The organism is Paracoccus sp. PAMC 22219 (assembly GCF_000787695.1).
GTDB lineage: Bacteria > Pseudomonadota > Alphaproteobacteria > Rhodobacterales > Rhodobacteraceae > Paracoccus.
The window spans coordinates 1-11,612 of sequence record NZ_BBPH01000118.1 but is presented as its reverse complement, the minus strand read 5'-3'; the positions used below and the strand labels follow the sequence as shown (position 1 = coordinate 11,612).

11 protein-coding genes and 1 pseudogene are annotated in these 11,612 nt (G+C 66.0%); 6 read left to right on the top strand and 6 right to left on the bottom strand.

Going from position 1 to position 11,612, the window contains the following annotated elements:
* Positions 1-14 precede the first annotated feature (14 nt).
* Both TY51_RS13295 and pepN read right to left on the bottom strand, forming a co-directional pair.
* Positions 15-926, bottom strand: a complete 912-nt coding sequence (locus TY51_RS13295) for a 1-acyl-sn-glycerol-3-phosphate acyltransferase (protein WP_042250196.1) — start codon at positions 924-926, stop codon at positions 15-17.
* Between the two features lie 10 nt (positions 927-936).
* A complete protein-coding gene (gene pepN, locus TY51_RS13290; protein WP_052650183.1) occupies positions 937-3,510 on the bottom strand; it encodes an aminopeptidase N in 2,574 nt (857 codons plus the stop codon).
* A 182-nt stretch (positions 3,511-3,692) separates the two neighbouring features.
* Between pepN and TY51_RS22005 the strand changes: the two genes are divergently transcribed.
* The 5 genes and pseudogenes from TY51_RS22005 (at position 3,693) to TY51_RS13265 (ending at position 9,496) form a co-directional block, all read left to right on the top strand.
* On the top strand, positions 3,693-4,280 hold the full coding sequence (locus tag TY51_RS22005) for a hypothetical protein (protein ID WP_042250194.1): 588 nt from the start codon (positions 3,693-3,695) through the stop codon (positions 4,278-4,280).
* A gap of 270 nt (positions 4,281-4,550) precedes the next feature.
* Entirely contained in the window at positions 4,551-6,125 is a 1,575-nt protein-coding gene (locus TY51_RS13280) for a Re/Si-specific NAD(P)(+) transhydrogenase subunit alpha (RefSeq protein WP_042250192.1), read from the top strand.
* Positions 6,126-6,137: 12 nt separating this feature from the next.
* A pseudogene (locus TY51_RS13275) lies at positions 6,138-7,578 on the top strand (NAD(P)(+) transhydrogenase (Re/Si-specific) subunit beta).
* Positions 7,579-7,700: 122 nt separating this feature from the next.
* On the top strand, positions 7,701-9,005 hold the full coding sequence (locus TY51_RS13270) for a DUF3422 family protein (protein ID WP_042250191.1): 1,305 nt from the start codon (positions 7,701-7,703) through the stop codon (positions 9,003-9,005).
* 146 nt (positions 9,006-9,151) lie between these two features.
* Positions 9,152-9,496 carry an arsenate reductase family protein gene (locus TY51_RS13265; protein WP_231559057.1) on the top strand — a complete coding sequence of 115 codons (345 nt, stop codon included), beginning with the start codon at positions 9,152-9,154 and terminating at the stop codon, positions 9,494-9,496.
* Between the two features lie 33 nt (positions 9,497-9,529).
* Here TY51_RS13265 and TY51_RS13260 read toward each other — a convergent pair whose 3' ends face one another.
* The 4 genes from TY51_RS13260 to TY51_RS13250 all read right to left on the bottom strand — a co-directional run bounded on the left by TY51_RS13260 (position 9,530) and on the right by TY51_RS13250 (position 11,411).
* The gene (locus tag TY51_RS13260; protein WP_042250190.1) at positions 9,530-9,958 is read right to left on the bottom strand and encodes a TIGR01244 family sulfur transferase; all 429 of its coding nucleotides are present in this window, start codon (positions 9,956-9,958) and stop codon (positions 9,530-9,532) included.
* A 69-nt stretch (positions 9,959-10,027) separates the two neighbouring features.
* Entirely contained in the window at positions 10,028-10,150 is a 123-nt protein-coding gene (locus TY51_RS24070) for a hypothetical protein (protein WP_255351419.1), read from the bottom strand.
* Positions 10,151-10,191: 41 nt separating this feature from the next.
* On the bottom strand, positions 10,192-10,704 hold the full coding sequence (locus TY51_RS13255) for an HAD hydrolase-like protein (protein ID WP_231559056.1): 513 nt from the start codon (positions 10,702-10,704) through the stop codon (positions 10,192-10,194).
* Entirely contained in the window at positions 10,701-11,411 is a 711-nt protein-coding gene (locus tag TY51_RS13250) for a thioredoxin family protein (protein ID WP_373960714.1), read from the bottom strand. Before TY51_RS13250 ends, TY51_RS13255 begins: the two co-directional genes overlap by 4 nt.
* A gap of 53 nt (positions 11,412-11,464) precedes the next feature.
* Here TY51_RS13250 and TY51_RS22000 point away from each other — a divergent pair.
* The coding region (locus TY51_RS22000) for a helix-turn-helix domain-containing protein (protein WP_156118026.1) at positions 11,465-11,612 on the top strand (148 nt) is incomplete at its 3' end.

Sequence of the window (11,612 nt, the reverse complement as noted above, 5' to 3'; positions counted from 1 at the left end):
GTCGCGGGACGCAATCAGCCGCCGACGGGGCGACGCGCTCCGGTCAGGCGGGCGACGCCACGGTCGCGGGTCAGGCGGATCGCGCCGGTTCCGGGTGACGGCAGCGACAGCACCGCCTCCCGCAGCGCCAGGATCGCCTCGTCGCTGCTGCGCGGCAGATCCGCCGGCAGGATCGGTGCACCGATCGTCACCCGATAAGGATGGCTGGTCTTGTTCAGCACCTCGTTGAACAGGGTCACGTCGCGCAGGGTCGGGTGGATCTTGTCAAACAGATAGAACAGCGCCGAATTACGCGCCCGGATGCGCAGCGGGATCACCGGCAGGTCGAACTTGCGCGCGATCATCGCGGCACTGGCCATCCACGGACGCTCGTTCAGCGTCAGCCCGGTGCGCTTTGCCAAGCGGCCCGACGGAAAGATCAGCCCGATGCGGCCTGCGGCGATCGCGTCGCGGGTATAATCCATCGTCGCACGGGTTTTGGCATGACTGCGCTTTTCCACCCGCCATTCGACGGGCGCGATCATGTCGATCATCTGTGGCAGCACGCGGATCATGTCATGGTTGGCATAGATGAACACGTCGTCGCGCAGCTGCGAGATCACCGCGTTCAGAAAGATGCCATCCGCAATGCCGGTCGGGTGGTTGGCCACGATCAGAGCGGGCCCCGATGCGGGAATATGCTCCAGCCCTTCGACCTGCAGGTCGCGGACGATCAGGTCGCTCATCCGGCGAAAGATCTCTGTCGGGGGCAGGTCGCGGAATTCGGCGCCCAGATCGACGGTGCGCGGATAGCGCAGAAGATGCATCATCGCCCAACGCGCAACGCGGTCGCGCGGACGGCCCGAAAACAGCCACGGCGCCCGTTCCGCGATCAGCGGATCCAGGCGCGCCTGCATCTCGGCACGAGCCTCCTCATGCTTGCCCATCGCGTTCCCCTCAGCGTCCCGCAGCGATCATGCGCGAGACCATCTCGCGTGTATTGCGGCTCAAACCCGCGAGAGATGCGATCCGTTCCAATGCATTGCGCGCGTGACCGCGGCGCGCGGCGTCATAGCGGGGCCATGTCTCGAACGCGGTGGACATGCGCGCGGCGATCTGCGGGTTGGCCGCGTCCATGCGGATCAGCCAATCCGCCGTAAAGGCGTATCCCGATCCGTCGGGCGCGTGAAAGCCCGCGTGGTTCGCCGCCAGACCACCCAGCAGCGCGCGAAAGCGGTTGGGGTTCTTCCAGTCGAAATCGGGGCGCGCGGCCAGACGTTCGGCGATGGCCACAGCATCTGACGGGGGCGCCGCCATGACCTGGATGCCGAACCACTTGTCCATGACCAGCCGGTTGTCGGCGAACTCCTCGTGCAGCATCCGCAGCGCACTGTCGCCGCGGCCAAGGCGCAGCAGCACGGCCAGCGCGGCCATGCGTTCGGTCATGTTGCCCGCGACGCCGAACAGCACCTCGGCCCGGTCGCCGCCGTCGATGCGGCCCAGTAGCCCAAGCGCCGCGATGCGCAGCGACCGGCGCGCCGCCGCATCCGCATCGGGCGAATAGGCGCCCGGCACGGTCATCGTGTCATACAGATCCGACAGCATGTCCTGATGCGCCAGCGCGATGCGGCGGGCCAGCCCGGCGCGCGCCTGATGGATCGCGTCAGGGTCAGGCGTAGTGCCGGTGGCGGTCAGGCGGGTGGCGATCTCCTCCTCGCCGGGCAGGTTCAGGCACAGCGCGCGGAAGGCCGGATCTGCCTCCGCGTCGCCCGCCAGCGCGCCGATCGCCGCGATATAGTCGTCCCCGGCATCCTGTCCGCGCGCCAGTTGCGTCACCGCAGACAGCGCCAGTTCGCGCCCCGCCTCCCACCGGGCAAAGGGGTCGGTGTCATGGGCCAGCAGAAACGCCCGCGTCGCATCGTCCATCTGCCGCTGCAGCATCACCGGGGCGGAAAAGCCGCGCAGGACCGAAGCGACGGGACGCGCGCCCAGACCCTCGAATGCAAAGCTTTGCCGATCCGCGGTCATTTCCAGCACGGTGGTGGGCGCGACCTCGTCGCCGTTCGGGCCGATCAGACCCACGGCGATGGGGATCACGCGGGCGGGCTTGTCCGGCTGACCCGGCGTCGGCGGGGTGGATTGCGCGAAATCCAGCGTCAGGGTGCCGTCCTGCCAGGTTTCCTGCATGCTCAGGACCGGCGTGCCGGCATCGGTATACCAGCGCTTGAACTGGGCCAGGTCGCGGCCCGTGGCATCCTCGAAGACCTTCAGCCAATCCTCGATGGTGGCGGCGTCGCCGTCATGGCGATCGAAATACAGGTCCAGCGCGCGGGCATAGCCCTCGTCGCCGACCAGGCGTTTCAGCATGCCGATGACTTCGGCGCCCTTTTCATAGACCGTCGCGGTATAGAAGTTGTTGATCTCCTCGTACCGGTCGGGGCGCGGGGGATGCGCCAGCGGGCCCTGATCCTCGCGGAACTGGCGGGCGCGCAGGGTCTGCACGTCCTCGATCCGCTTGACGGCCGCCGAACGCAGGTCGCTGGTGAACTGCTGGTCGCGAAAGACCGTCAGCCCCTCCTTGAGGCACAGCTGAAACCAGTCGCGGCAGGTGATGCGGTTGCCGGTCCAGTTGTGGAAATATTCGTGTGCGATCACCGCCTCGATCCGCTCATAGTCGCCATCGGTCGCGGTGTCGGGCGAGGCCAGCACCAGTTTCGAGTTGAAGATGTTCAACCCCTTGTTTTCCATGGCGCCCATGTTGAAATCGTCGACAGCGACGATGTTGAACACGTCCAGATCGTATTCGCGGCCATAGACGTCCTCATCCCACCGCATCGACTTGATCAGGCTCTCCATCGCAAAGCCCGCGCGGTCCTGATCGCCGGGGCGGACCCACACGTTCAGATCGACCGCGCGTCCCGACCGGGTGGTGAAGCGGTCGCTGACCGCCACCAGATCGCCCGCGACCAGCGCGAACAGATAGGCGGGCTTGGGCCAAGGGTCGTTCCACTCGGCGACGCCGTCCTGGGCGTGCACCGGGTTGCCGTTCGAAAGCAGCACGGGCAGGTCGCTGCGCAGCGTCACGCGAAAGGTGGTCATCACGTCCGGGCGGTCGGGATAGAAGGTGATGTGGCGGAACCCCTCGGCCTCGCACTGGGTGCAGAAGATGCCGCCCGACAGGTACAGCCCTTCGAATGCCGTGTTGTCCTGCGGGTCAATGCGCACGTCGGTCGCCAGCGTGAAGGGCAGGCGGGGCAGGGCGGCGGCGCGGATGGTCAGCGTCTCGTCGTCGCGCAGGACGTGGTCGGGGTCGACGGGCTGGCCGTCGATGGTCAGCGATTGCAGCCGCAGGCCCGCGCCGCCGTCCAGAACCAGATCGACGGGCTGGTCCGACGGTTCCAGGTCCAGCTCGGTCAGGACGATGGTGTCGCGGGGGGCCAGCGTGACGTCCAGACGCGTCTGCGACAGGGTGAACGGCCAGGGACGGTAATCGGCAAGGTGCTGGACAGGCTGCGGTTTATCGGCGGACATGGGCAGCGGCCTTTCGTAAAAATGCGGCCGCAAGCGGAACCCCGGCCTTTGCTTTGTGTTAATCGGCTGAACGCCGGCTCGCAAGGCGTGGCATCGGGCGTTGGCGGTTGACAGCCGAGCGGTCAAGGGCCACAGCTTTGCGACCTAACCCGGTCAAAATACAGTCTGAATCGGAGACCTGCATGAGCTATGATCCCAACGATCCGAACCGCGTGAAACCCGCCACCACCCCCAAGGAAACCTATGTCGAGCCGGTGGAGCGCAAGTCGTCTGCCCTTCCGCTGATCATCGGTGTCCTTCTGGCACTGGCGCTGGCGTATTTCGTGCTGCAGCGGTTCATGGCCGACGACACGACCGTCGTCGAAGGTGATACCACCTCCGTGACGACGACCGAGCCTGCCCCCGAGACGACCACGGCCCCCGCCGTCGTTGAGAGCCCGAAGTCGACGCCGCCGCATCGGAAGCCGAAGCAGCCGCCGATAACGCCGCTGCTGAAGCCGAAGCCGCTGCTGACAGCGCCTCCGAGGCCGCCGATGACGCCGCTGCCGGTGCCGCCGACGCGGCAGAAGACGCAACGGACGCCGCTGGCGCCGCTGCCGAGAGCGCGGTCGACGCCGCTGGCAACGCCGCGGACGCCGCTGGCGCCGCGATCGAGAACGCCACGGAAGGCGCAGGCGAGGCCGCATCGAACGCCGCTGATGCCGCAGCCGACGCCGCCAGCAGCGCAGCCGATGCCGTGGACGATGCCGTCAGCGTCGAAGAGCCCGTGACCACCCCGGCGCCGACCACCACCGCGCCCGCCACGACTGCACCGGCAACCACGACGCCGGCTCCGGCCAACTGATCCACCAGATCTGACCGCGATGACGGCCCGGATGCACCCGCATCCGGGCCGTTTTCATGTCATGGCGACCGGTTGTTCCCGCGCGTCAAGGCTGGTCTTTCCGAGGCGGTCGCGACAGCGCAGACTTGTGAAACATTATTTCGCGATGCTATGACGTCTGCGACACAAGATCACCAGACCGGGGGGCATCAAGGCCATGAAGATTGGCGCAACGAGGGAAAGCTTCGAGGGCGAGGCGCGGGTGGCGATCACGCCATCCACCGCCGCGCATCTGGGCAAGCTGGGACATGACGTGTTCGTGGAAAGCGGCGCCGGGGCACGTGCGGGCTTTTCTGACGACGACTATCGCAAGGCGGGCGTGACCGTCAGCCCGACTTCGGCAGAGCTGGTGAGCGCGGTCGACGTGCTGGCCAAGGTGCGCCAGCCCACGACGGCCGAGATGGGCCAGATGCGGGCGGGGCAGACGCTGATCTCGTTCTTCTATCCGGCGCAGAACGCCGAACTGCTGGCGCAGGCCAAGGATCAGGGCGTCACCGCCATCGCGATGGACATGGTGCCCCGCATCAGCCGCGCGCAAAAGATGGACGCGCTGTCTTCCATGGCCAATATCGCGGGCTATCGGTCCGTGATCGAGGCTGCGAACAACTTTGGCCGCTTCTTCACCGGACAGGTTACGGCGGCGGGCAAGGTTCCGCCGGCCAAGGTGCTGGTCGTGGGGGCAGGGGTCGCGGGTCTGGCGGCCATCGGCACGTCGGTCAGCCTTGGCGCACAGGTCTATGCCTTTGACGTGCGTCCGGAAGTGGCCGAACAGATCGAATCGATGGGCGCCGAGTTCGTCTATCTGGAGTTCGACGCACCCGCGCAGGACGGGGCCGCCACCGGCGGCTATGCTGCGCCCTCCAGCCCCGAATTCCGCGAAAAGCAGCTGGCGCGGTTCCGCGAACTGGCGCCGCAGATGGACATCGTCATCACCACGGCGCTGATCCCCGGCCGGGACGCGCCCAAGCTGTGGACCGCCGACATGGTGGCCATGATGAAGCAGGGCAGCGTCATCATCGACCTGGCGGCGGAGAAGGGCGGCAACTGCGATCTGACCGTACCGGACGAGCGCATCGTGACCGACAACGGCGTCGTCATCGTCGGCTATACCGATTTCCCATCACGCATGGGTGCGCAGGCGTCCGAGCTGTACGGCAACAACATCCGTCATTTCGTGGCCGACCTGACCCCCAAGAAGGATGGCGTTATCGTCCACAACATGGAGGATGACGTGATCCGGGGCGCGACCGTCGTGCACGATCACGACGTAACCTGGCCGCCCCCGCCGCCCAAGGTGGCCGCCATCGCGGCGCAGAAGCCCAAGGAAAAGAAGAAGGACCTGACCCCCGAGCAACGTCGCGCCGCCGAGGCCGCGGCCTTCAAGGCCGACACCGCCAGCCAGATCAAGCTGCTGGTCGGCGGCGGTCTAGTCATCATGCTGATCGGGCTGGTGGCACCTGCCAGCTTCATGTCGCATTTCATCGTCTTTGTGCTGGCCTGTTTCGTGGGCTTCCGGGTGATCTGGAACGTGGCCCATTCGCTGCACACGCCGCTGATGGCCATCACCAACGCGATCAGCTCGATCATCATCCTGGGCGCGCTGATGCAGATCGGGTCGGGATCGGCCTGGGTCGTGATCCTCGGCGCGCTGGCCGTGCTGATGGCATCGGTGAACATCTTTGGTGGCTTCATGGTCACCCGGCGCATGCTTGCCATGTTCCAGAAGTCGTAAGGGGTCGGGACAATGGAATACGGATTCACCACTGCGGCCTATGTGGTCGCCTCGGTCCTGTTCATCCTGTCGCTTGGCGGGCTGTCGGGACAGGAAAGCGCCAAGCGCGCGATCTGGTACGGCATCGTCGGCATGGGGCTTGCGGTCGTGGCGACGCTGTTCGGGCCGGGCGCGGGCAACTGGCTGCTGTCGCTGATCATGATCGCCATCGGCGGTACCGGCGGCTGGCTGGTCGCCAAGCGCGTCCAGATGACGGAAATGCCCCAGCTGGTCGCCGCGATGCATTCGCTGGTCGGCCTGGCCGCGGTCTTTGTCGGCTTCAACGCCCAGATCGAGCTGTCGCGCGTCCTGCGCCTGCGCGCCGAGGGGTTCGAGGCCGAACTGACCGGCTTTGCCGCCCTGCTGGCGCACAAGACCGGCCCCGAGATCGCCATGCTGAAGATCGAGGTCTTCCTGGGCATCTTCATCGGTGCCGTGACCTTCACCGGGTCGGTCGTGGCCTTTGGCAAGCTGGCGGGCCGCGTCGACGGAAAGCCCAAGAAGCTGCCGGGCGGTCACATGCTGAACGCAGGCGCGCTGGCGCTGTCGCTGCTGATCGGCGTGCTGTATTTCACCGGCGTCGGTCCGGCGGTGTTTTGGCTGATCCTGGTGACGCTGCTGGCGTTCTTCATCGGTTATCACCTGATCATGGGCATCGGCGGTGCCGACATGCCGGTCGTGGTGTCGATGCTGAACAGCTATTCCGGTTGGGCGGCGGCGATGATCGGTTTCACCCTGTCGAACGATCTGCTGATCGTGACGGGCGCGCTGGTCGGATCGTCGGGCGCGATCCTGTCCTATATCATGTGCAAGGCCATGAACCGGAATTTCGTCAGCGTGATCCTGGGCGGTTCGGCGGAGAACCGGCCCCGCGGCCGCGATCGAGGGCGAACAGATCGCCATCGATGCGGACGGCGTGGCGTCCGCGCTGAACGAGGCGGACAGCGTGGTCATCGTGCCGGGTTACGGCATGGCGGTGGCGCAGGCACAGGGTGCCGTCAGCGAACTGACGCGCAAGCTGCGCACGGCGGGCAAGACGGTGCGTTTCGCGATCCACCCGGTCGCGGGGCGTCTGCCCGGCCACATGAACGTGCTGCTGGCAGAGGCCAAGGTGCCCTATGACATCGTGCTGGAGATGGACGAGATCAACGAGGATTTCCCCTCGACCGACGTCGTCATCATCATCGGGTCCAATGACATCGTGAACCCCGCGGCGCAGGACGATCCGAACAGCCCCATCGCCGGCATGCCGGTGCTGGAGGTGTGGCGCGCCAAGCAGGTGTTCGTGTCCAAGCGTGGTCAGGGCACCGGTTATAGCGGCATCGAGAACCCGCTGTTCTTCAAGGAGAACACCCGGATGTTCTATGGCGATGCCAAGGACAGCATCAACAAGCTGCTGCCGATGATCGACTGAACCGGCGCAATCGCGCCACGGACGCCCGCCGGTTCACAGCCGGCGGGCGTTCCGCCTTGTGCCGCGCGTCGCGGTGGTCTTGAACTGGGGCAGGGGCCTTGGCCCCCCTTGAGGAGCCGCAAATGAACCTGGCCACCGAACATCCCCTGCGCTATGCGCTGGTCAACGAGCTGCACGCCCGGCCCTCGCCGCGGATCATAGCGCCCGCGACCGCGGTCTTCGTGGCGTTCAAGGAACCGCGCGACGCCGCGAACCGCGACCGGGGGCATGATCTGGCGCATCTGGGCGAACTGGTCAGCCGCCATGGCGGCCCACGCCCCGATCCCGAAGACAGCCACTATCAGGGACAGCTTGGCCGGCACGAATTGAAGTGGGAAAGTCACACCGAATTCGTGACCTACATGGCGATGACGCCGGGCCTGCCGATCCGGCCGTTCGACCCGTCGGCGGCGGCGATCTTTCCCGATGCCTGGCAGCACGCCGCGCCGGGCAAGCGCGTCGCGGCGGTGATGATCCAGGTCGATCTGCTGCCCGACGACCCGGCCGAGGCGCTGGCCCGCATCGACGGCTGGTTCGCGCGCGACAGCCTGGCCGCGATCTGGGTTCTGGACGAGACCGCGATGGTCGCGGGCGATTTCCGCATCGACGCGGATGGTTGGATGCGGTTCGCGATCTTTGTGCGACCCGGCACGTCCGAGGGCCGCGTCGGTCGCCTGGTGCACCGCCTGGTCGAGCTGGAGACCTATCGCGCCATGTCGATGCTGGGCCTTGGTCGCGCACGTGGCCTTGGCAACCGCCTGAATGAACTGGAGCCGCGCCTGACCGCGATCCTGGAATCGATGACCGATGATGCCCAGCCCGCCGAACAGCTGCTGCACGATCTGCTGGCGGTCTCGACCGAGCTGGAGGCACAGGCGGTGCTGCATTCCTTCCGCTTCGGCGCCACAAGCGCCTATGAGGCGATTGTGCATGACCGCATCGCCGCGCTGCGCGAGACGCGGTTTCTGGACCGCCAGATGCTGACCGAATTCATGCGCAGGCGGTATCAGCCCGCCATGCGGACTGCGAAATCGGCGGAACGGCGGCTGGCCACGATGCTGGAACGCACCGCCCGCGCCGCGGAACTGTTGCGCACGCGTGTCGATGTTGAGCGCAGCGCCCAGAACCAGAAGATCATGCACCGCATGGACCGCCGCGCCGACATGCAGCTGCGCCTGCAGCACACCGTCGAGGGGCTGTCGGTCGTGGCGATCAGCTATTACGCGGTCGGGCTGCTGGGCTATGCGCTGGCGCCGCTTGCGGGGCGCGCGGGGCTGGACAAGACGCTGGTCGTCGCGGTGCTGACGCCGCTGACGGTGCTGGGCGTGTGGTGGGCGATGCGCCGCGTGCGTGCGCAATTCCACGACCCCGGCAGCGACGATTTGTGACTTGTGGCACTGCGTACGGGGCGCGATACATCGGGCCTGACCCCATGAAGGACCACGACCCATGCGCCTGACCCTCGCCCTGCTGGCCACCCTGACCCTGACCGCCTGCGGCGTGCCCTTCGTTCCCCTGATCTGACGAGGTTTCCATGTCCAAGACCCTGACGATGTACGGCCTTGCCCATTGTTCGACCTGCCAGAAGGCGCAGGCCGACCTGCAGGACCACGGATGGACGGTGCAGTTCCGCGATGTCCAGAAAGAGCCGCTGTCCCCTGACGAACGTGCGGCGCTGGTCGCCCAGTTCGGTGACAAGATCATCAACCGCGCCAGCCTGACCTGGCGCGGCATGTCCGAAGACGAGCGCGCCGCCGATCCGGTTGCCATGATGGGCGACAAGCCGAGCGTGATGAAACGCCCGGCGATTCGCACCGAAGATCAATCGGGTTTGGGCTGGACCGCAAATGTCAAGCGTTCATTTGGCGTGCCAGCGTAAGACGGCGGGGCAGGGGGCCTTGCCCTGCCCGCTCTATCCCTTGCGGCTGGCCAAAGACGCGATCAGCGGCCGCACGCCGCTGAGGTCGTAGCCGGCGGCGTCGGCGGTGCTCAGGATCTCGTCCTCGGGCATGCGACCAGCCTGGTTCAGCGCCCACAACACGGTGGACCGGTTTCCCGACCGGCAATAGGCGATGACGGGCCCCTGACCCATCGTCGCCGCCCCGAAATCGGCGATCAGCTGGGGCGTGATCTGGCCGGGATGAAATGGCAGATAGTGATAGCGCATTCCGGCATCGGCCGCCGCGCGGGCCATCGCGTCATGATCGATATCGGCGCCGACCTCATCGTCGGGGCGGTTGTTGATCAGCACCTTGAAGCCTGCCTCGGCCAATGCAGGGACATCTTCGGGCAGGATCTGCGGAGAAACGGCAAGGTCGGGATTGATTTGGCGCAAATCCATCATGGGGCCTTTCGTGCACGGGTCCGCCCCGAAGTGGCGTCTTTCGCCACCCCTTGTCAAGCCGGAGGCCTAAAGCGCCATCGCCTGATCCACCAGTCCGTTCAGATCCTCGAACCGGTCAAAGGCTGCGTGATGCGGCAGATCGGCGATCGGGGTCATGCGATAGCCGCCCGAATAGATCAGGAACGGCACCGGCACCGCCGCCGCGCAGTTCGCGTCGAACTCGCTGTCGCCTACATACAGGCGCGGGGCGCATTCCCCTCGACGCCCAGCATCTGCAGCGCCAGGCGCAGCGGCGCAGGGTCGGGCTTGCGCTGCGGCAGGCTGTCGCCGCCGACGACGACCGGGAACAGCCGGTCCAGCCCGAAATGCTGCAGGACGCTGCGCGTCGGTCCCATCGGCTTGTTCGTGCAGATGCCAAGCGGATGGCCAGCATCGGCCAGTTGGCCCACGGCCTCGATCACGCCGGGAAACATCCGCGTCAGGGCGGTCGCGTCGTGATACCGCGCCATGAACGCCGCGATCAGCGCAGGCCTGTGCACAGGCTCGATCCCGCAGGCGGCGATGATGCGCGTCCACAGCAGCTCGACCCCGCCGCCGATGAAGCTGCGCACGCGCGCCAAGGGCAGCGGCGCGATCTGGTACTGCCGCAGCACCGCGTTCACGCAGGCATGGATGTCGGGCGCGCTGTCGATCAAGGTGCCGTCCAGGTCGAATACGATCGGGCAGGGTCTGTCCATGGTCATGCGGCCTTCCATTTGATCGAGCATCCCATCGATGCCACCTGGTCGCGCGGACCTTGCCCGGTTTCGGCGATCTGCACCATGGCAAGATACAGGTCGCGCCGCGCATCCGGTTCGGCCGCCGTGCGGGCCGATGCGTCCAGGCGGCCGCGATATTGCAGCCGGCCGTCAGCGGAATAGCCGAAGAAGTCCGGCGTGCATTCCGCCCCATATGCCCGCGCCACGGCCTGATCCGCGTCATACAGATAGGGAAAGCGAAACCCGTTCTGCAACGCCAAGTCTATCATGCGGTCGGGTCCATCCTCGGGATAGGCCTGCGCATCGTTGGCCGAAATCGCCACGACGCCGACACCCTGATCCATCAGCGCATGAGCATCCCGCACGATCCGGTCCAGTATCGACCGGACATAGGGGCAATGGTTGCAGATGAACATCACCAGCGTGCCACGCGGCCCGGCAACCTGCGAAAGCGTCAGCAATTGCCCGTCGGTATCCGGCAGCGCGAAGTCGTGCCAAGGAGCGTCGAAATCACAGACTGGTGGTGAGACGGCCATCACATCCTCCGGTAATTTTGCCCGGACATTGGAAGATGCGGGGCACGCGGACAAGTGATGAAAAAGTGGAATGCACGGCTGCGCAGGTCGATATGTTACATAATTCAGATTATCACCGATATAGCCGTGTAGCCGCAAAGCTAAAATGTCGCCCATGAGCAATTCAGGAATGTCACTCTGCCCTCGACAGAACATGAGGATGAGCGGACATGGGATGGGTGATGATGAGCGAGCGCGAGTTGAACCGCGTGGAGGTTTTGGCGCAGGTCGATGATGGTCGGCTGTCTGTCGGCAGCGCGGCGAACGTGCTGGATCTGACACGTCGGCAGGTTTTCAGGCTGTTGAAGCGCTATCGCC